At 67.2% G+C, this 20,865-nt stretch carries 11 protein-coding genes and 1 riboswitch; of the genes, 2 read left to right on the forward strand and 9 right to left on the reverse strand.

Features of this window, described 5'->3' with window-relative positions; all coding sequences use genetic code 11:
* Positions 1-8 precede the first annotated feature (8 nt).
* The 6 genes from WDB66_RS08620 to aceE all read right to left on the reverse strand — a co-directional run bounded on the left by WDB66_RS08620 (position 9) and on the right by aceE (position 10,415).
* Complete coding sequence (locus WDB66_RS08620) at positions 9-2,138, reverse strand: Ig-like domain-containing protein (RefSeq protein ID WP_339398141.1); 2,130 nt, start codon at positions 2,136-2,138, stop codon at positions 9-11.
* Between the two features lie 61 nt (positions 2,139-2,199).
* The gene (locus WDB66_RS08625; protein WP_339398142.1) at positions 2,200-3,129 is read right to left on the reverse strand and encodes an NAD-dependent epimerase/dehydratase family protein; all 930 of its coding nucleotides are present in this window, start codon (positions 3,127-3,129) and stop codon (positions 2,200-2,202) included.
* Positions 3,129-5,939, reverse strand: coding sequence for a bifunctional [glutamate--ammonia ligase]-adenylyl-L-tyrosine phosphorylase/[glutamate--ammonia-ligase] adenylyltransferase (gene glnE / locus WDB66_RS08630; protein ID WP_339398143.1), 2,811 nt, complete (start codon positions 5,937-5,939; stop codon positions 3,129-3,131). Before glnE ends, WDB66_RS08625 begins: the two co-directional genes overlap by 1 nt.
* 110 nt (positions 5,940-6,049) lie before the next feature.
* Positions 6,050-6,661, reverse strand: coding sequence for a superoxide dismutase family protein (locus tag WDB66_RS08635; protein WP_339398144.1), 612 nt, complete (start codon positions 6,659-6,661; stop codon positions 6,050-6,052).
* 173 nt (positions 6,662-6,834) lie between these two features.
* Entirely contained in the window at positions 6,835-7,575 is a 741-nt protein-coding gene (locus WDB66_RS08640) for a methyltransferase domain-containing protein (protein ID WP_339398145.1), read from the reverse strand.
* A 125-nt stretch (positions 7,576-7,700) separates the two neighbouring features.
* Positions 7,701-10,415 (reverse strand): pyruvate dehydrogenase (acetyl-transferring), homodimeric type, encoded by a 2,715-nt coding sequence (aceE, locus tag WDB66_RS08645; RefSeq protein WP_339398146.1) that lies wholly within the window; start codon positions 10,413-10,415, stop codon positions 7,701-7,703.
* Positions 10,416-10,624: 209 nt separating this feature from the next.
* On the opposite strand from aceE, the gene hemW reads away from it, so the two are divergent.
* Positions 10,625-11,776, forward strand: a complete 1,152-nt coding sequence (gene hemW / locus WDB66_RS08650) for a radical SAM family heme chaperone HemW (RefSeq protein ID WP_339398147.1) — start codon at positions 10,625-10,627, stop codon at positions 11,774-11,776.
* Between the two features lie 147 nt (positions 11,777-11,923).
* On the opposite strand, the gene WDB66_RS08655 is transcribed toward hemW, so the two are convergent.
* The 3 genes from WDB66_RS08655 to WDB66_RS08665 all read right to left on the reverse strand — a co-directional run bounded on the left by WDB66_RS08655 (position 11,924) and on the right by WDB66_RS08665 (position 18,601).
* Positions 11,924-15,199, reverse strand: coding sequence for a S41 family peptidase (locus WDB66_RS08655; RefSeq protein ID WP_339398148.1), 3,276 nt, complete (start codon positions 15,197-15,199; stop codon positions 11,924-11,926).
* Between the two features lie 199 nt (positions 15,200-15,398).
* Positions 15,399-17,057, reverse strand: coding sequence for an isovaleryl-CoA dehydrogenase (locus tag WDB66_RS08660; RefSeq protein WP_339398149.1), 1,659 nt, complete (start codon positions 17,055-17,057; stop codon positions 15,399-15,401).
* Positions 17,054-18,601, reverse strand: a complete 1,548-nt coding sequence (locus WDB66_RS08665) for a class I adenylate-forming enzyme family protein (RefSeq protein ID WP_339398150.1) — start codon at positions 18,599-18,601, stop codon at positions 17,054-17,056. The genes WDB66_RS08660 and WDB66_RS08665 overlap by 4 nt, the downstream gene beginning before the upstream one ends.
* A gap of 134 nt (positions 18,602-18,735) precedes the next feature.
* Positions 18,736-18,924, forward strand: a riboswitch (cobalamin riboswitch).
* Positions 18,925-19,059: 135 nt separating this feature from the next.
* Between WDB66_RS08665 and WDB66_RS08670 the strand changes: the two genes are divergently transcribed.
* Positions 19,060-20,859, forward strand: a complete 1,800-nt coding sequence (locus WDB66_RS08670; protein WP_339398151.1) for a TonB-dependent receptor domain-containing protein — start codon at positions 19,060-19,062, stop codon at positions 20,857-20,859.
* Positions 20,860-20,865: the final 6 nt, after the last annotated feature.

Genomic DNA, 20,865 nt, shown 5'->3' on the forward strand with positions numbered 1-20,865 from the left:
CTCCTGGCTTACTCGGCGCGAATGACGGAGGTGTCGTTGACCTGCACCACGGTGCCGGTGGTCAGCAGCAGGCTGGCCATCTGACCCTGCATTTCGGCGGTGACAGCCGGCGCCGTCGGGTTGATCAGCGAGGCATGTTCACCGGCGGTGAAGCGGGTCACGCCACGGATGCCGTTGGCCGACTGCGTGGTCCCGGTGATCGGCGCCAGGCCCATCGCACGGATCAGCGGTTCGGTACCGGACAGCGGCGCACCGGCCACGGCATTGGGCACCACCTGATCAGACGGGCTGTCACCGCCGCCCACCACTTCGTGCAGCAGGATCGCGTTCTGCGCGGTGATGAATCCGTAGTTGACCGGATCGATCGAATCGATCACCTGCTGGGTTGCGCCCATGAAGCTGTCATAGGTCGGCGTACCGGCCTGGACCCCGGACGCGGCCAGACCGGCGCGGATGCGCGGACCAAACGTGGGCGAGCCATCCAGCAGGCGCGCGATGCCGCCACCGGGTGCCGACAGCAGGCCGACATTGACGGTCGGCTCCAGCGCCAGGAACGGGGTACCGGCCATCGCACCCAGCGACAGGCCGACAAACTGGATGCGCGAGGAATCGAAATCACCCACGCCGTTGCCATCGATATCCAGCGACGGGATCGTGGCGCTCAACACGAACAGATCGGCCACTGCCTGGCGCAGATTGTCGCGCGAGGTCAGCAGCGAACTGAGGTTGATGAAGTGCGCACCGGAGCTGTCCGGTACACCATCCGGGCCGGGCGCGCCGGTTTCATTGTTGGTGTAGTCGACATTGAAGGTGCGCTCGGACGCGATCGCGCCCAACGGGGTATTGCCGATCGCCAGCGCGTTGTCCGGCGGCAGGCCATGCAGCGGCAGATCGATCGCGACCACCGCGAAACCCTGCGCAGCCAGCGTCGCCGACACCGCCAGCGCATGGCTACGGTTGCCGGTGATGCCATGCTGGAAGATCACCACCGGCCAGCCGGTAGCAGGTTTGGTTTGGCCCGAAGCGGCATTCGGGATCGTCGCCAGCACCGGAATCGTCACGTCGCTGGTCTTCACCGGGAACGGATTGGCAAAGGTCAGGTTGGTCGAACGCGGGTCCAGTCCGGCGGCGTCGAACGGCGGCACGTAGGCACCCGGCGCGGCCTTCCAGAAACCGGTCAGCGGGCCGGTCGGGTTTTCCGCGCTGGGCGCGGTCAGGTAGTACGGAACGGTCAGCGTGCCGATGTGGATATCGGCAATCGGCGGCAGGCCGGCCACCGCGATGGTCTGGCCGCTGTTGACCAGGCGCGCGGCGCCGGGCTGGGTGACCGAGCGCACCGCCTGCATCACCGGGGTGATGCTCTGCGTGGTGAAGACCCAGCTGAGCACGACCGAATCACGGTCGATGCCGGCGGCACCGGCCACGGCCAGATGCGAATTGGTCAGCTGGCGCAGCGGCTCCAGCGCACAGGCGGTGGCGGCCGGCAGCAGCGGCTCGGTGCTGGTGCCATTCACGCACAGTGGCGAAGGACGCTTGGACAGGTGGTAGGCCTGATCGGCGGTGGCGTCATTGCCGCGCGCATCGCGGATGCCGTCGGTCAGCACCACCAGGTACGAGGTCAGCTGCTGCAGCGGGCGGGTCGGGATGATCGCCAGGGTCTTGCCACTGGCATCATTGGGCGCCAGCGCGGTGACGAATTCGGTGCCGCCGGCCAGTTCGCGGTTGATACTGGTCGTGCCCCCACCCGGGCCGGTCAGCGAGACTTCGAAGATGCGCACGCTCTGCCCCGGAACGATCGAGCTGGCATCCGGCGGCGCATTGAAGCTGGTCGACATCGGCCCGGTCGTGCTCCAGCCGTCCAGCGTGCTGATCGCCACGGTCGGATCGGCGTAGTTGTTCGGATCGGCGACCGGCGGGTTCAAGGTCAGATCGGTGGTGCCCGACAACAGCAGGTTGTTGGGCAACGGCACCACTGAATTGGTCGGATCGAACCGTGCTGTCAGCACGCCGGTGACCGGCGATCCATCGTTGTTGTTCGACGGTGCCGTGGGTACGGCGCGGTCGCTGTTGCTGGAGCCGCCACAGGCTGCAAGCAGCAGCGTGGACAGCGCCAAGGTGAGAGTGATCCTGGACTGCATGGTCATGTATTCCTTCGGCAACCGGAGTGAGCGCAACGCTCGGCTATCATAGGGAGCGCTTTTATCGCTTAGCAATGCTGCGGCGTATGGTGGAAGCGTCCGTTCCGTGCTGCATCGCAGCAGTCATGTCGGTAACTGGCGGCTGGAAGTGCATCGCCTGCGGCTGGAACGGGCGTGGCGACCAGTCCAGGTCACGTTCCGCCTCGGCCCCGGAGAAAACCAGGTCCTGTCGCAGTCTTTCCAGCATTCCAGTGGTCAGGCCGGACATCACGCCAAGCCGCGACACCGCCAGCGCGGTGCTCCGGAACAACCAGGCCGGGAGCCGGAGCAGATAGCCGCGCGGTTCCAGACAGCCCACGGTGCGATGCACCATTTCGGTATAGGAAACCTGCTCGCCTCCAGGCAGGTCGTAGCGCCGTCCCAGGCTTTGATCGGTGCCGGCCGCGCGCCACGCGCAGATCGCCAGATCCTGCGCGTGCACCGGCTGGCGCAGGCCGTGTGCATCACGCGGCAACGGCAGCACCCGCCAGCGCCGCGCCAGTGCCGCGATCCGGCTCAGGTTCTGATCCATGCCGCAGCCCCAGACCAGGGTCGGGCGCAGGATCGTCCAGCCGATGCCGCGCGCATCGCAGTGCGTGACCAGTGCTTCCTCGCTGCGGCGCAACTGCGCGGCCAGCGCCCGTTCGGCCCGGTCCGGCGAGTCCTGCTTGGTATCGGCGCTGGTGGAACTGAAGGCGATCACGCGCCCGGGCCGGTGCCGGGTCCGTGACAGCCAGGCCAGCAGGCCGTCCAGCGGCCCGACACTGAACACCACGTCCGGCGCCTGCGCCACATCACCGCTGCCATACAGGTCCATCCGGGTCCAGCCGACGCCGGGCATCGGCGCGCGGGCCTGGCGCGTGACCGCTTCGACCTCGACCTGCGCTTCGCACAGCAGCGGCAGCAGGAAATGCCCGATCTGGCCACTGGCCCCGAATACCAGCACGCGCATCAGCCGCCCTCCGCATCGCGGTCATGCCGCAGGCAGTCCCGCCATGCACTGCGCACCGTCGCGCGGGCCTGGGCCAGCGCCGCATCCTCGGGCACCTGCCGCGCCCTGCCATCCAGGGTGCAGGCCAGCGCGCGTTGCAACAGCACTTGGTGGGCACACTGCAATTGGCCGGCACGGACCTGATCGAAAAAACCGCAGTCGGTCAGCGCAGCGATCAACTCCGGCGTGCGGGTGGTGGCCAGCACCTGCTGCGCGTGCGCGGCATGCAGCAGCACGCCGCCTTGCAGCAGGAATTCCAGATCCACCAGACCGCCCTCGCCCTGTTTCAGGTCGAACATGCCCGGTGTGGAGCGGTCCAGTTCGCTGCGCATGCGCTGCCGCATCGCGACCACATCGGCGGCCAGTTGCGCCGGTTCGCGCGTCATGCCCAGCACCTGCGCACGCACCTGCGCGAAGGCCTGTGCCACCTGTTCATCGCCGGCCACGGCGCGGGCCCGCACCAGCGCCTGCTGTTCCCAGGTCCAGGCACGATCACGCTGGTAGGCGGAGAAACTTTCCAGACTCGACACCAGCAAGCCCTTGGCGCCGTCCGGACGCAACCGCAGGTCGACCTCGTACAGGCGCCCGGCCGCGGTCGGCATCGCCAGCATCGCGATCAGTTTCTGCACCAGCCGGGTGTAGTAGCGCACCGCTTCCAGCGGCCGCGTGCCGTCGGTTTCAGGCGAAGAGTCGGCGCCGTCGTAGAGAAACACCAGATCCAGATCCGAACCGAAGCCCAGCTCCTTGCCGCCGAAACTGCCGTAGGCGATCACCGCCAGACCACCACGCGGCAGACGGCCGTGCTGCGCGGCCAGATCCTCAATCGCCATTGGCAATACCGCACCGATCACCGCTTCGGCCACGAACGCCAGCTGGCGTGCACTTTCCTCGGCCGGCTGCTGGTCGATCAGGCTGGCGCGCGCCACCCGGAACGCGAAGCTCTGGCGGAATTCATTGAGCGCATGGATGCGTGCCTCCGGATCATCGGACGGCAGATGCGCCAGCACCTGCGCCAGCGCCTGACCGACTTCGGCGCGGGTGGGCGGCTGTGCATCGGCGCGGCCATCGAGCAGGTCGTCGAGCAGCAGCGGATGCGCGCACAGGCGTTCGGCCATCCAGCGGCTGCCGGCCATCACTTCCACCAATCGCGCCAGCGCCGCCGGCTGTTCATCCAGCAGCGCCAGATAGCTGGAACGGCGCAACACCGCCTGCACCAGCGCCAGACCATGCCGCGCCGCCTGATCCGGCGCGCGGCTTTCAGCGGCGGCGGCCAGCAGCGCCGGCAATACCCGATCCACCCGCGCCCGCGCGCGCGCCGACACCGTGGCCAGCGCCGGTTGCTCGCGGAACTGTTGCAGCTGCTGCAACAAGGTTGTCGCGGCGGAAAATCCAGCCTCGGCCAGGCGTTCTCCGGCGCGTGCATCGGAGGGATCGCGCCAGACTTCGGCCAGTGTTTCGCGCAGCGGTGAAGCACGCGTGGCAGCCTGCGTCTGGCGCGCCTGGAACACGCGCGAAAACTCGTTCGCCACATGTTCACGATGCTGCGCCAGCGCCTGCTCCAGTGCGGACCAGTCAGGAAAACCCATGCCGAAGGCGAGACGGGCGCGGTCCAGTGCGTTTTCCGGCAGGCTGTGGGTCTGTTCCTCGCGCAGCATCTGCACCCGGTTTTCCAGCCGCCGCAGGAAACGGTAGGCGGACAGCAGCAGTTCGGCACTGCGGTCCGGGACATGGCCGGCGTCGCGCAGCCGCGCCAGCGCCGGAATCAGCCCACGCGCACGCAGCGCCGGTTCGCGCCCGCCACGGATCAGCTGCTGCAACTGCACGATGAATTCGATCTCGCGGATGCCGCCCCGGCCCAGCTTCAGGTGCGCATCCAGCGCGCGGCGCTGCACTTCGGCCTCGATCATGCCCTTCATCTCGCGCAGGCCTTCGAATGCACCGAAGTCCAGATAGCGGCGATAGATGAAGGGCCGCAGCACCGTCAGGAAACGCTCGCCCTGGGCCAGATCGCCGGCCACCGGGCGCGCCTTGATCCAGGCATAGCGCTCCCAGTCGCGGCCTTCGCGCTGGAAATACTGTTCCATCGCCGCGAACGACAACGCCAGCCGCCCGACCTGGCCGAACGGGCGCAGCCGCATGTCCACGCGGTAGACCATGCCCTGCGCATCGACATCGGCCAGCAACTGGATCAGGCGCTGGCCCAGACGCTGGAAGAAATCGCCATTGTCCAGCGCCCGCGCGCCATCGCACTGGCCGGCCTCGGGATAGGCGAACACCAGATCGATATCGGAGGAAAAGTTCAGCTCGGCGCCACCCAGTTTGCCGAGCCCGAACACCACCATGCGCTGCGCCACACCGGCGCCATTGCGTGGCACGCCATGCTGGGCTTCGAGCGCGCCCTGCACCGCTTCCAGCGCACCGGCCAGACAACGCTCGGCCAGTTGCGAAGTACCCGCGAGGGTGTCTTCCAGGGTGTCGATGCCGTTCACATCGCGGTAGGCCAGCCGCAGGCTTTCATCGTGCCGGTAGCGCCGCAGCCGTGCCGGCCAGCCGGCCTGGTCTTCCGGCGGCAATTGGAGGCCGGTGCCGCGCCGCTCAAGCGTCGCGATGCGGCCGGGTTCTCGGCAAAGTTGTTCGAAGGCGTAGTCGCTGGCGATCAGCAGACGATGCAGCGGTGCGGCCGGCGCGGCAGCCACAGCCTCGGGTGCCAGCGCCGCCAGCTGCTCCAGCCGGGCATGCAGCAACTCGTTCAGGGGTGCGGGCAGATCCATGCCGGCGATTCTGGCAGAAGCACGCCATCGGCTGCGCGCGGCGATGCGATGGCTGCAACCGCAGCATCCCGATCATCCCCACGGCGGCGGGGATGATCGGGCGGCAACGATCAATCCAGCAGGTGGATCACGCCGCAGGCGATGCGCGGGCCGGAATCGCCGGCCGGCTGCGAGGCATAGTCGTCGGCATTGGCATGCAGCACCACGGCACGGCCGATCACGTCATGGCCGGCGTCACCACCGAGGCTGACGCCGGGCACCAGCTGATCGACGGCAATCCTGCCTTCGTCGTCGGCCACCAGGTTCGGCATGTCGCCGGCGTGATGCTCGCCGTGGCCCGGATGGCCGTGCGGCGCTTCGGTTGGATTGAAATGCGGGCCGGCGCTGGAGGCATCCGGCGCGCTGCAATCACCGGTTTCATGGATATGGAAGCCATGCGTGCCGCCGGAAGGCACGCCTTCCAGCATGCCGCTGATGCGCACTCCATCGGCCTCGGGTGTCAGTGTCAGAGTGCCGTTGGCGGCATTGCCTTCGGTCGGGGCCAGCACGGCGGTGGCGCTGGATTCCACCACGGCCGGCTGTGCTGCCACGGGCGGCGGTGGAGGCGGCGGCGGTGCTTCAGGTGCCGGCGGCGGCGGCGGTGGCGCGGGTTCGGACGCAGGACCACAGGCGCCCAACATCAGCGGCAGGGCAAGGGCGGCGGCAAGCAGGGTCGGTTTCATGACAGTCTCCAGTCGGGAATGGATGCAACCAGCGGATCGTACCGCCGCCACGCCACCCGGAGTATTGCCCCCGAAGGCATCAGGATCGCGTCGCGTGTCGCCACCGCCGGCAGACAACAGCACAAGCCTACACCCGCAGCAGTTTTCCGCAGCCGGCGCGGATGCGGTTCCGCTCAGGCCGCACGCGCGCTGACGACATGCCGCAGCGGCGCCCAATCCAGCGCAAACGCCGGCCGCATGATCCGCACTTCGTCGAATCCCGCCTGTTGCAGGCGCTGCACGATGTCGCGCCCGTAGTCGCGGAACACCAGCACCGGCGCATCGCCCTTGAACGGATCGACGTGATATTCCGGCGGCAGCAGGTGTTCGATCTTTCCGCCGACCAGCCGCGCACGCTCCACCGTGTGTTCGGCATCCGACAGCGGCACGGTGAACAGCATCCGGCCGCCCGGACGCAGCACGCGGCGCAGTTCGGCAAAGCCGCGCGCATCGTCGGGCACATGCTCGAACACTTCGGTATGGGTCACCAGATCGAAGCCGGCATCCGGCCAGGTCAGCGCCTGCACGTCCTCGCAGCGCACGCCTTGCCACGTCGTGCCGGGCGCCACCTCGGGATGGTATTCGGAGAACGCCGCGCTACGGGCACGACGACGCAGATGCGCGACGTATGGCCCGGCGGCGGAAAGCTCGCAGACATCCCGTTCCGACAGATCCGGCAGCGTCTGGGCCACGGCCAGGCCGATGGACAGGTGCACGCTGCTGGCCGCGCAACGCACACAGCGCAAGCCGGATTCAGTGTGATTCAAACGCACGAACAGCGACGGCCCGCAGAACGGGCAGCACGCCGCGCCGATGGCGAATTCGCCCGGCGCCAGTTGTGCCCACCCGGCACGCAGGCGCGACAACAGCTTCACCGCCACCGGCGCCGCGTTGCAGGATCAGACCGGGCGATCACATCGCGCCTCCGATGGCGCCGACGATCCGGCCGCGATATTCCATCGCGGCCGGGAACCCCGACGTGGACCGGACAAGTGCCGGCTCAGGCCAGCGCCGGATCCTGACGTTCCGGATCAATGCCGAAGACCTTGATCGCACGCGCCACGTCCTTGGCGTTCATCTCGCCCTGCTGGGCCAGTGCCGCAATCGCCGCGTGCGCGATGTGGAAGCGGTCCACCTCGAAATGGCGGCGCAGGTTGGCGCGGGTATCCGAGCGCCCAAAACCGTCGGTGCCCAGCACCGTGTAGTGGCCCGGCACGAAAGCACGGATCTGGTCGGCGAACACGCGCACGTAATCGGTGGCGGCGATCACCGGACCGGGGCGGTCGGCCAGCAGCTGGGTGACATACGGCACGCGCGGGGTCTTGGCTTCCGGATTCATCCGGTTCCAGCGTTCGGCCTCGAAACCGTCGCGGCGCAGCTCGGTGAAGCTCGGGCAGCTCCAGATGTCGGCATGCACACCGAATTCCTTTTCCAGCAGCTCGGCCGCGGCGATGGCCTCGCGCAGGATCGTGCCCGAACCCAGCAGCTGCACATGCGGTGCCGCAGCGGTCTTGGCCTTGCCCTTGGCCGGCGCGCGTTTGGCGCCGGATTCGCTCAGCAGGTACATGCCCTTGACGATGCCCTCGGCCGCGCCTTCCGGCATTTCCGGGTGCGGGTAGTTCTCGTTCATCAGGGTCAGGTAGTAATACTCGTCCACCTGCTCGGCCATCATTCTTTGCATGCCGTGCTGCACGATCACGGTGACTTCGTAGCCGAAAGTCGGGTCGTAGGCGCGGCAGTTGGGAATGGCGCCGGCCAGCAGGTGCGAATGGCCGTCCTCGTGCTGCAGACCTTCGCCATTGAGCGTGGTGCGCCCGGCGGTGGCACCGAGCAGGAAGCCGCGCGCGCGCATGTCGGCGGCCTGCCAGGCGGCGTCGCCAACGCGCTGGAAACCGAACATCGAGTAGAAGATGAAGAACGGCAGCAGCGGCAGATCGTTGTTGCTGTAGCTGGTGGCACAGGCCATCCACGAGGCGAACGCGCCGGCCTCGGTGATGCCTTCCTGCAGCACCTGCCCGGTCTGGTCCTCGCGGTAGTACATCAGCTGATCGGCATCGACCGGCTTGTACTTCTGCCCGGCCGGCGCATAGATGCCGATCTGGCGGAACAGGCCTTCCATGCCGAAGGTGCGGGCCTCGTCGGCCACGATCGGCACCGCGCGCGGGCCGATCTGCTTGTCGCGCAGGATGATGTTCAGGCCCTGCACGAAGGCCATCGTGGTGCTGATCTCGCGCTCGCCGGTGGACTTGAGCAGGCGCTCGAAAGCCTGCAACGGCGGCACTTCCAGGGTTTGCGTGCTCTTGCGCCGGCGCTGCGGCAGGAAGCCGCCCAGCTCGGCGCGGCGGGCCTTCATGTACTGCACTTCCGGCGAGTCCTCGCCGGGGTGGTAGAACGGCACCTGCTCGGCTTCCTTGAGCTGCTGGTCGCTGATCGGGATATTGAAACGGTCGCGGAAGGCGCGCACCGCGTCGTCGTCGAGCTTCTTGGTCTGGTGGGTGGGATTCAGCGATTCGCCGGCCGAACCCATGCCGTAGCCCTTGACCGTCTTGGCCAGGATCACCGTCGGCTTGCCGTTGCTGATCATCGCCTGGTGATAGGCGGCGTAGACCTTGTGCGGATCGTGCCCGCCACGATTCAGGCGCCAGATGTCCTCATCCGAGAGGCTGGCCACCATCGCGGCCGTTTCCGGGTATTTGCCGAAGAAATGCTCGCGCGTGTAAGCGCCGCCGAAGGCCTTGCAGTTCTGATATTCGCCGTCGACGGTTTCCATCATCAGCTTGCGCAGCACACCGTTGGTGTCGCGCGCCAGCAGCGGATCCCAGTAGCTGCCCCAGATCAGCTTGATGACGTTCCAGCCGGCACCGCGGAACTGCCCTTCCAGCTCCTGGATGATCTTGCCGTTGCCGCGCACCGGGCCGTCCAGGCGTTGCAGGTTGCAGTTGATGACGAACACCAGGTTGTCCAGACCTTCGCGCCCGGCCACCGAGATCGCGCCCAGGCTTTCGGGTTCGTCGGTTTCCCCGTCGCCCAGAAAGCACCAGATCTTGCGGTCGGTGGTCGGCAGCAGGCCGCGGTTTTCCAGATAGCGGCTGTTGCGCGCCTGGTAGATCGCGGCGATCGGGCCAAGACCCATCGACACCGTCGGCACCTGCCAGTAGTCCGGCATCAGCCACGGGTGCGGATAGGAAGCGATGCCCTGCCCGTCCACTTCCATGCGGAAGCCGTCCAGCTGGGCTTCGGTGAGCCGTCCTTCGAGGAACGAACGCGCATAGATGCCGGGGCTGGAATGGCCCTGGATGCAGACGATGTCACCGGGGTGTCCATCACTGGGCGCGCGCCAGAAATGGTTGAAGCCCACGTCGTACAGCGTAGCACTGGAGGCGAAGCTGGCGATGTGGCCGCCCAGATCGCCGGGCTTGCGGTTGGCGCGCACCACCATCGCCATCGCATTCCAGCGGATCAGCGAGCGGATGCGCCATTCCATCGCCGCATCACCGGGGCTCTTGGCTTCCATCTGCGGCGGGATGGTGTTGATGTATTCGGTGGTCGGCGCGAATGGCAGAAAACCGCCGGCGCGGCGGGTCTGCGCGACCAGGTGTTCAAGCAGGTAATGGGCACGATCGGTGCCCTCGCGCTGGATCACCGCCTGCAGCGATTCGAGCCATTCGCGGGTTTCTGCCGCGTCGTGATCGGGCATGTCATTGAGCGGGTTCATCGATCCTCCCAGGCGGCCTGTGGCCTGTTATGTCTTTGTGTGGGGATGCGCCAGGTCCGGCTCCGGTTGCAGGCAGCAGCAGCATGGCAAAAACGCGTGCCGGCAAGTTTAGCAGTGCCGGCCGGTAGCGCGTGACCGGCGCACAACCTGCTTGAACACCCTTGCCTGCGTCACACTACGCATCCTGTTTGCTGCCGTGTCCCGCTTCCATGCTCAGCCTGCCGCCGCTGGCGCTCTACGTCCACATCCCCTGGTGCGTGCGCAAATGTCCATACTGCGATTTCAATTCGCACGGACAGAAGGGCGAGCTGCCGCAGCGCGAATACGTCGCCGCGCTGCTGGCCGATCTGGATCAGGATCTGCCGCTGGTCTGGGGCCGGCCGGTGACCAGCATCTTCTTCGGTGGCGGCACCCCGAGCCTGTTCTCGGCCGACAGCATCGCCGCCTTCCTTGAGGGCGCTGCCGCGCGTCTGCGTTTGCGCCCGGGGCTGGAAGTGACGCTGGAAACCAATCCCGGCACGGTCGAACACGACCGCTTCGACGCCTATGCCCGGGCCGGCGTGAACCGGCTCAGCTTCGGCATCCAGAGCTTCGACGATGGCTGCCTGCAACGGCTGGGCCGCATCCACGACAGCGCGCAGGCGCGGCGCGCGGTGCAGCTGGCGCAGGACGCGGGCTTTTCCAACATCAATCTGGATCTGATGTACGCGCTGCCGCAGCAGGACACGGCGATGGCACTGCACGATCTGGAGCAGGCCATCGCGCTGGCGCCGGCGCACATCTCGCACTACCAGCTCACATTGGAACCCAACACCGTGTTCGCGGCGCGCCCCCCGGCCGGGCTGCCGGAAGACGACGATGCCTGGGACATGCAGGAAGGCTGTCAAGCGGCGCTGGCCGCGCACGGCTACCAGCATTACGAAGTCTCGGCCTACGCGCGCGACGGCTTCCAATGCCAGCACAACCTCAATTACTGGCGTTTTGGCGATTATCTGGGCATCGGCGCCGGCGCACACGGCAAGATCACACTGCCGGCGCAAGAGGCGATCCTGCGGCGCTGGAAGCTCAAGCATCCGCAGGCCTATATGGACGCCGCACACGGCCCGGCGCGGATCGGCGGCGATGAACATCTGACGCTTTCGCAGCGCCCGTTCGACTACATGCTCAACGCGCTGCGCCTGCACGCCGGGTTTTCACTGGGCGATTTCGAAGCCCGTACCGGCCTTTCGCGCGACCTCATCGCAGGAAAACTGGACGAACTTGTCGCCAAGGGCCTGCTCGCGGTGCAGGCCGACCATGTGGCACCGACCGCACTGGGCCGGCGCTTTCTCAACGATGTGATGGGCGTGTTTTTGGACTGATCCCAAGCCAGTCCGGACGGGCCGCGTGGCCGGCTGCGGAGGGATGCAGCCGGCGCGGGCATTCAGGTGGGTGCGGTCTGCGCCACGATGACCGTTCCCGCGACCCAACAATCCGGATCGCGGGAAAGGCCACTCACACCACAAGCCTCAGTACGGCACCTTCGGGAAGCGCGTCGGCGCCGGCGGTGCGCTCATGCGCTTGACCGGGTTGCGTTCCAGTTCGGCCAGCAGTTCCTGCACCGCGCGCTCGATGCTCGGGTCACGTCCGGCGGCAAGCAGTTCAGGCCGGTCGATCACTTCGATGTCCGGCACCACGCCTTCGTCTTCCACCGCCCAGTTGCCGTCGGTGTCCATGAAGCTGAAGGTGGCGGCGATCACCGCGCCGTTGTCCATCAGGCGCGGATTGCCGGAAATGCCGATCAGGCCGCCCCAGGTGCGGGTGCCGATCAGCTTGCCGAGGCCGAACTTGCGGAAGTAGTACGGCAGCGCATCGCCGCCGGAGCTGGCCAGGCCATTGATCAGCATCGCCTTGGGTCCGTTGTGATGCAGGAACGGGGTGGCGTTGGGTTCCAGTCCGCGCTGCTTCCAGTAGTTCAGCGGGGTGCGGGTCAGCAGTTCAACCAGACGATCGGGGATGAAGCCGCCGCCGTTGTAGCGGTCGTCGATGATCAGCGCTTCCTTGTCGTTGTAGGCGACCATGCCCTTGAACAGCTCGCGGCTGCCTTCCACAGCGGTATTGGGCACGTGGATGTAGCCGATACGGCCACCGGAGAGCTGTTCGACCATGCGGCGCCGGCTCTGCACCCAGTCCAGATAACGCAGTTCCTGCTCGCTGGAAATGGTGCGCACCACCACGTCGCGCGCGCCCGATTCCTGCGGCAGGCGGTTGACCCGCAGCGTCACGAGACGGTCGGCCTTGTTCTCCAGCAGCTGGTAGACGTTGGCCACATCGCGCGTGGAGAGGTTGTCGATCGCCAGCAGGTATTCGCCTTCACGCACGTTGACGCCGGGTTCGGTCAGCGGCGAGCGGGTGCGCGCCTGCCAGTTCTCGCCGGGGAAGATGCGCGCGATCTTCGCGTAGCCGGAAGCATCGGCCACCAGTTCGGCACCGAGCAGGCCACCGGGCTTGCGCTCGGCGCGGGTCTGGTCGCCGGATTCGACATAGACATGGCCGGCATTGAGTTCGCCGACCAGTTCCTGGAACACGTAATCCAGATCGGCGCGGCTGCGCACCTGCTCCACCAGCGGCTGATACTGGGCGCGGATCGCATCCCAGTCCTGGCCGTGCAGGCCCGGGTCGTAGAACCAGTCGCGCAGGATGCGCCAGGCGTCCACGTACATCTGCTGCCACTCGCGCAGCGGCTCGATGCGCAGCTCCATCCGGTCCAGCGCCAGCCGGCCCTTGGCCAGATCGGCCTCGGGCTTGGCGTCGACGATCGAGAACTGGTTGCCATTGCGCACCAGCAGCTTCTTGCCATCGGCCGAGAGCATATAGCTGCGGGCGTCGGCCACGGTTTCCGGCTTGCCATCGGCCTTCAGCGACAGGAACTGCAACTGCTGTCCGGCGCTGCCACGGCCCGAGCCGGTCATGCTGATGAAGAACACGCCATCGGCATTGGCCGAGAGCTGCTGGTAATTGCCGGCCGGGGCGTTGAGCGCGACGGTGCGCTGGTCGAAACCGGGCAGATCGATATTCAGGCGCTGCGGCGCGCTCTTTTCGCCGCCGTCGTTCTTGCCCTTGCCGTTGCCATTGCCGTTTTCACGCTCCTGGCCGACTTCGTCCACCGCCGGACGGTACAGCGCCGGGCCGGAAGCCTCCAGCGTGGCGGCGTAGATGCGGGTCGCGTCGCGGTACAGCCAATTGAACTCGTAAGCCGAGAAGCCCAGGTTGTAATCGCGGTTGGACAGGAAATACAGATAACGCCCCTGTGGATCAAACGCCGGGCTCATGGCACTGCTTTCGGCACCGGTCAGCTGGCGCGTGGCACCGCTGTCCAGCGCATACAGCCACAGCGCGCTGTTGCCGTTGGCGTGCTGCTTGGGATAGACCAGCCAGCGGCTGTCCGGAGCGAACACGTAGTCACTGAAATCGGCATGCGTGGCGGTATCCACATCACGCGTGGCGCCGCTGCCCACGTCCACGATGCGCAGCCGCTGCTTCTTGTCCGAATACGCCAGCCAGCGTGAATCCGGCGACCACACCGGAGCAAAACGCCAGATGTCACCGTCGCTGGTGACGCGGCGCGCGGCGCCCTTGCCATCCTGCGAACGCACGTGGATCTCGTATTCGCCGGTTTCATCGGACAGGTAGGCGATCCACTTGCCGTCCGGCGACCAGCTCACGCTGTGCTCGCGCGCATCCGGCGTATTGCTGATGTTGCGCGGCTCGCCTTCCTTTGCCGGCACCGTGAAGATCTCGCCGCGCGCACCGAACAGCGCACGCTCGCCGCCCGGGGAAATACCGAAGGATTCGACGAAATCCCCGGCCTTGACGAAGCGCGGCAGCGTCTCCGGCGCATCGCCACTGATCCGGATCGGCACCTGCCGAGATTGGCCCGTGGCCGGATCGAAATGCCAGATCGCACCGCCCTTCTCGAACACGATCGCGTTGGAGCCGGCGCTGGGCCAGAGCACATCGAAATCGCGGAAATCGGTAAGCTTGCGCGGCTCGCCGCCAGTGGGCGGAATCGCGTACAGATTGAGCTTGGTGTCGTTGCGGTCGGAGACGAAATACACCGTGTCGCCTACCCACATCGGCTGGTGGTTGGTGGCGCGATCGGCGGTCAGCTGCAGCGAGCTGTTGGCGGCCAGATCGTAGATCCACACGTCCTGGGCGCGGCCGCCGCGATAGCGCTTCCAGCTGCGGAATTCGCGGTCGATCGGGGTATACACGAACTTGCCGCCATCCGGGCTCAGCATGCCGCCGCCGGTTTCCGGCACCACCATCGGAGTTTCCATGCCACCGGCCACTGGCACCAGATACGGCTGACCGGCGCGCTCGTCATACGGCAGACGGTTCATCCGCACCACCACGTGCTGGCCGTCCGGGGTCCAGTCCAGCACGCGGTTGTCGGTACCGCCGCGTGGCGGCATCGGGCCGACATCGTTGTACCAGGTGAGCTGGCGCGGGGTGCCGCCGCTGGACGGCATCACGTAGACCTGACGGGTGCCGTTGTATTCGGCCGAAAACGCGATCTGGCTGCCATCGAGCGAGAACTTCGGATACAGCTCCTGGCCTTCGTGCGAAGTCAGACGAAACGCGGTGCCGCCTTCGGCGCTGACGATGTAGATGTCGCCGGCATGCACGAAGGTGATGCGCCCGGCCTCGATATCCGGAAAGCGCAGGATCCTGTTGGGCCCTTGTGCCAACACGCAGCTGCTGAACACCAGGCCGCACAATACGGCGAACAGGGATGACCTCATCACAAAACCCCGACAGACAAAGGAATCGGCAAGTATGCCCGAGCCCGTGCGCCGGGCCACTGCCATTGGTTGGTGCCTAGCCAACGCCACCGGGCCCGGACTGACGCCATCACCAGTGCGCAGCGGGTGGCGCAAGTGTCACGGACAGCCAGGTGGATCGGTCCAAGCCCGTTCACGCCCTGGCACCACCCGCCAGCGCCTACCGTTGTGGGAACGCCCGTTCGATCATTGAACCCAGCGCAGCTCCCGGCGGCAGGGTGCCGAAGTGCTGGCCGTGCTGACCGTCCAGGCGGGTGGCGATGAACAGGTCGGCGCTGTCGCGGTGTGCGGTGCGGATCAGTTGCACCGCCTGCAAGGCCAGCGCGATGCGTTCGGTGACCAGGCGTGAACGCGCTTCCAGCGTGGCGACATCGTCCAGCGCCTGTCCGATCCACACCGCCTCGGCGTCCAGCCGTGCATTTTCACCGGCGACGCTGCGCAGTTCGGCGGCCAGTGCATCGCGGGTTTCCGGTTCGCGCCGCAGCGCGCGCAGCACGTCCAGGCACTGGATGTTGCCGCTGCCTTCCCAGATCGAATTCAACGGTGCCTGGCGGTACAGCCGGGCGAGGATGGATTCTTCGATATAGCCGGCGCCGCCGAGACATTCCTGCGCCTCGTTGACCATCGGCGGGCAGCGTTTGCAGACTTGGTATTTGCCGATGGCGGTGCCGATGCGGGCGAACGCGGCTTCCATCGGGTCGCGTGCGCTGGCATCGATTGCGCGCGCCACGCGCAGCGACAGCGCCATCGCGGCTTCGGATTCCAGCGCCAGATCGGCCAGCACGTTCTTCATCAGCGGCTGGTCGATCAGCAGTTTGCCAAACGCACGCCGGCCACGGGCGTGGTGGATGGCCTGCACCAGCGCCTGGCGCATGATGCCGGCCGAGCCGATCAGGCAGTCCTGCCGGGTCAGCGCGACCATTTCCAGGATCGTGGCCACGCCGCGCCCCTCCTCGCCCACCAGCCATGCGACCGCACCGGTGAATTCGACCTCCGAGCTGGCATTGCCCCAGTCGCCGAGCTTGTCCTTCAGGCGCTGGATGCGAATCGCGTTGAGCTGGCCGTCCGGCAAAAAACGCGGCAACAGGAAGCAGGAAATCCCGCCCGCCGCCTGCGCCAGCACCAGGAAGGCATCGCACATCGGCGCGGAGAAGAAGAATTTGTGGCCGACCAGTTCATAGGCCTGACCGGGGCCGGGCGAGGCCACCGGCGTGGCGCGGGTGCTGTTGGAACGCACGTCCGAACCGCCCTGCTTCTCGGTCATGCCCATGCCGATGGTGTTGCCGGCCTTCTGCGCGGCCGGCACGAAGCGGCCGTCGTAATGCGGCGCGATGATGCGCGGCAGCCATTCGCGCGCCAGTTCCGGCTGCGCACGCAACGATGGCACGCAGGCGTAGGTCATCGTCAGCGGGCAGTTGTTGCCCTGTTCGGGCTGCATGTGCAGATAGGCCAGCGCGGCGCGCGCGACATTGGCGCCGGGAGTATCGGCATGGCGCCAGAAGAAATTCGGCACACCGTGCTCCACGCCCAGCTGCATGATGCGGTGGTAGCTGAGGTGGAACTGCACTTCGTCGATGCGGTGGCCATAGCGGTCGAAGGGCTTGAACTGCGGTTTGTGCTCGTTCGCTTCAAAGCCCAGCCGCAGCAGCTCGCCACCGGCGATCTTGCCGAACGCGGCAACCTGTTCACGCGCCCAGCCGCCACCTTCGCGCTCCAGCGCTTCGCACAGCGCCGGATCGGTGGCGAAGGCGTCGTAATCGGCCAGCGGCAGCGGCTGGTTTTCAACGGTATGGGTCTGGAAACGGTCGGCGAGGCTCATGGCGATTCCTGGGTATCGGGTGTGGCGGCGGGCGTGGCGCCCAGTTGCTGGCGCAGCACGTGTTTCATGACCTTGCCGCTGGGCGTGCGAGGCAGGGCGTCGCGCAGATGCAGCACGCGCGGCAGCTTGTAGCGCGCCAGCCGGCTGCCGGCCCAGTCGCGCAGGGCATCGATATCGAGCGTGGTGCCGGGCTTCAGCGTGGCGAAGGCGATGATGGTTTCGCCCCATTCGGCATGCGCCTGGCCGACCACGGCGACATCGGCCATCGCCGGGTGCGTCATCAGCACGTCTTCCACTTCCTTGGAATGGACGTTCTCGCCGCCGGTGATGATCAGGTCGCTGATGCGGTCCACGATGGTGGCGTACCCGGCCTCGTCCAGCCGCACCAGATCGCCGGTCTTGTACCACTGCCCCTCGAACGCGGCAGCGGTGGCGTCAGGGTCATCCAGATAGCCACGCATCATCGTCACCGCGCGGAACCAGACTTCGCCGACCTCGCCCGGAGCGGCTTCGCTGCCATCGGCCTTGACAACGCGCCGGTCAATGCCCGGCAACGTGCTGCGGCCGCAGGAACCGGCGCGTTCGATCTGTTCTTTGGGATACAGGATGGTGCCGCTGGGGCCGGTCTCGGTCATGCCGTAGACCTGGAAGAAATCATCGCAGCGGTAGGCGCTCTGCAGCATGCGCGCGGTCTGCTCCCCGATCGGGCCGGCGCCGTAGATGAAGGCGCGGATCGAGGTCAGGTCGAATGCGGAAAAATCCTCGACCAGTTGCAGCGGCGCCAGGAACGAGACCGGCGCACCGAAATACAGCGTGATGCGTTCGTCCTGGATGGTCTGCAGGAAGGCGCGCGGCTGGTATTCGCGCAACAGCACCAGCGTGGCGCCGATGAACAGGCCGCCGAGCAGCCAGTTGTTGAGCGGCGAAGCGTGCCAGATCGGCATCGCGATCAGGCTGCGGTCATCGTGCCGCATCGGCACCACGGCGCTGGAATAGGCCGCCACCAGACTCAACCCGCGATGATCGTGCATGCAGCCCTTGGGCTTGCCGGTGGTGCCGGAGGTGTAGAGCACTTCGGCCAGATCGTCCTCCTGCGCCAGATCCGCGTCGAACTCATCAGCGGCGACGACGCGCGCATCGAAATCCGGCAGGCCGTCGACCGTGCTGTCGGTGGTCCACAGCGGCACCGTGGCGACCTGCCCGACCAGTGCCGCCAGGGTGCCGTCGCAGATCACCAGATCGGCCTTGCAATGGCGCAGCACATAGTCCACTTCCGGCGCGGCCAGCTTGTGGTTCAGCGGCACCACGGTCGCACCCAGACGCCAGGCGCCGAACGCGGCGATCACGAAACCCGGCGTGTTGAAGCACATCAGCGCCACCCGGTCACCGCGCCCGATGCCGGCATCGGCCAGCACCTGCGCGGCGCGGCGGGCGGCGGCGAGCAGTTGCGTGTAATCCAGTTCCATCCCGGCCGCGCGCAGTGCGGGCTTGTCCGGATAGCGGCGTGCGCTGCTCTCCAGCAGCGTGCCCAGTGTCAATCGCATCTTTCCTCTCCCTCACGGTGCCGGATCGCAGCCAGGTGCGCCCGGGGTTTCGCCGCTCAATACTAGTGCGCATGGAGAAAGAAAATGCCGGCCGCGCGTGCGGAAAGTCGCGGCCTGAGCGCAGGCGGCCTGCTAGACTGCGCCCCGCTTCAGGTGCTCGGGAAGCCGGTGCGAATCCGGCGCTGCCCCCGCAACGGTAAGCAGGTGGCGTGTCCATGTTCGCTTCGAACAACCACTGGCCTTGTGGCCGGGAAGGCGGACGCGCCGGGACTCCCCGATTCCACCCTGCCAGCCCGGAGACCGGCCTGAAGCACCGGTGCGTCGCAATCGCGCGCCGGTGACCTTGGCGTTGCGGTGGGCGACGCGGGCGAACGTGCAGGGCCGGCGCGTGCGCGGCCGTGTGCGTTGTCCGCGGGCTGTCGCAGCGTTGTGCCCCACCTGCCCCGGAGTGTCCCGCGATGACCCTGCTGCGTTCCTGCCTGTTTGCCGCCACTTCGTTCGCGGCTTTGCCGCTGTTGGCCCAGCCGGTGACCACCGGCGAACCCGTCGTTGTCACCGCCACGCGCCAGTCGCAGGCGCAATCGGATGTGCTGGCTGCGGTCAGCGTGCTGGACCGCGACGCGATCGAGGCCGCCGGCGGTTTCGATGTGCTCGGCCTGCTGCGCCAGCTGCCCGGCCTGGACGTGGTGCGTGGCGCCGGGATCGGCCAGCAAGCGGCGGTATTCCTGCGCGGCACCAACGCCAACCACGCGCTGGTGCTGATCGATGGCGTGCGGATTTCGGCGCTGGGCACCGGCGCCTACGCCTGGGAGCAATTGCCGCTGGCGCAGATCGAACGCATCGAAGTGGTGCGCGGCCCGCGCGCCGCGCTCTGGGGCGCGGATGCGCTCGGCGGCGTGATCCAGATTTTCACCCGGCGCAACATCGGCACGCAGTGGGCCCTTCATGCCGGCAATCACGATACCTATGGCGTGGAGGCCGGCACCGGCAGGCAGCGCGGCAACGGCGGCTTCGGCCTGCACGCGGCCTGGCTCGACAGCCGTGGCACCAACGCCACCACACCGGCGAACTGGAGTTTTGATCCGGACCGCGACGGCGCCACCCTGCGCAGCGTTTCGGCCAACGCCCGACACAGCCTGGGCGATCAGGAATTGCAGGCCACGCTGCTGCACAACGACAACGATATCCAGTTCGATCAGGGTGAATCCAACACCCGCCAGCAGGTACTGGCGCTGGCACTGGAGGGCGCGCTCGGCCCGGACTGGCAGCACCGCGTGACCCTGGGCGGCAGCCGCGACCGGCTCGATACGCCGGACAGTTTCACCCGCTACCACTCGCAGCGCGAACAGGCCGACTGGCAACACCATCTGGCCCCCAGCCACAACGACGCGCTGACACTGGGTCTGTCCTGGCTGCACGAACGCGGACGCCAGCACGACAGCCTCACCGGCAGCGATGTCTATGCCCAGTCGCGCCACACCGCCTCGGCCTTCGTCGCGTGGCAGCGCCGCGCCGGGGCGCATGCGTTGGATCTGTCTGGACGCTACGACGACAACAGCGCCTACGGCAGCGAATCCAGCTTCGGCGCCGCCTGGGGCTGGGAGCTGGGCCGCACGCTGCGCTTCACCGCGAGTTGGGGTCAGGGCTTCCGCGCACCGACAATGAATGAACTGTATTCGCCCGGCTGGGGCGGCTGGTACGCCGGCAATCCGGCGCTGCATGCCGAACATTCGGACAGCGCCGAACTGGGCCTGCACTGGCATCTGCCAGCTGCCGGGCGCTTCAGCCTGCGCGCCTTCCGCAACGATATCGACGGGCTGATCGATTTCGCCGGCGAAAATGCGCAGGCCCTGAACATCGCCCGCGCCCGCATCGACGGCGTTGAAATCGAATGGGACCGGCAACTGGGTTATTGGCATATCGGCGCCAACGCCACCTGGCAAGATCCGCTCGACCGCGACAGTGGCGCGCGTCTGCTGCGGCGTCCGCCGCGCAAGGCCAACCTGTCGCTGGAACGGATATTCACCAGCGGCGCGCGGGTTGGCATCGAAGGCCACGCCGCCTCGCAGCGCCCGGACTTCGGCACCCGCCTGCCCGGCTACGGCCTGTTGGCGCTGCACGGCCAATGGCCATTGGGCGGCGGCTTCCGTCTCGATGGTCGCATCGACAACCTGCTGGACCGCGATTACACCCTGGTCGATGCCTACAACACGCCCGGCCTGACCGTGCTGCTGGGCCTGCGCTGGCAGGCGCGCTGAACCCGC

The sequence above is a fragment of the Denitratimonas organivorans genome (genome assembly GCF_037478135.1).
Lineage (GTDB): Bacteria > Pseudomonadota > Gammaproteobacteria > Xanthomonadales > Xanthomonadaceae > Denitratimonas.

What these genes read in the sequence shown, in the direction of transcription:
- hemW (WP_339398147.1), top strand. Translation starts at nt 10,625, where the DNA reads ATGCTCAGCCTGCCGCCGCTGGCGCTCTACGTCCACATCCCCTGGTGC.
- WDB66_RS08625 (WP_339398142.1), bottom strand. Translation starts at nt 3,129, where the DNA reads ATGCGCGTGCTGGTATTCGGGGCCAGTGGCCAGATCGGGCATTTCCTG.
- WDB66_RS08665 (WP_339398150.1), bottom strand. Translation starts at nt 18,601, where the DNA reads ATGCGATTGACACTGGGCACGCTGCTGGAGAGCAGCGCACGCCGCTAT.
- WDB66_RS08670 (WP_339398151.1), top strand. Translation starts at nt 19,060, where the DNA reads ATGACCCTGCTGCGTTCCTGCCTGTTTGCCGCCACTTCGTTCGCGGCT.
- WDB66_RS08620 (WP_339398141.1), bottom strand. Translation starts at nt 2,138, where the DNA reads ATGCAGTCCAGGATCACTCTCACCTTGGCGCTGTCCACGCTGCTGCTT.
- aceE (WP_339398146.1), bottom strand. Translation starts at nt 10,415, where the DNA reads ATGAACCCGCTCAATGACATGCCCGATCACGACGCGGCAGAAACCCGC.
- glnE (WP_339398143.1), bottom strand. Translation starts at nt 5,939, where the DNA reads ATGGATCTGCCCGCACCCCTGAACGAGTTGCTGCATGCCCGGCTGGAG.
- WDB66_RS08660 (WP_339398149.1), bottom strand. Translation starts at nt 17,057, where the DNA reads ATGAGCCTCGCCGACCGTTTCCAGACCCATACCGTTGAAAACCAGCCG.
- WDB66_RS08635 (WP_339398144.1), bottom strand. Translation starts at nt 6,661, where the DNA reads ATGAAACCGACCCTGCTTGCCGCCGCCCTTGCCCTGCCGCTGATGTTG.
- WDB66_RS08655 (WP_339398148.1), bottom strand. Translation starts at nt 15,199, where the DNA reads ATGAGGTCATCCCTGTTCGCCGTATTGTGCGGCCTGGTGTTCAGCAGC.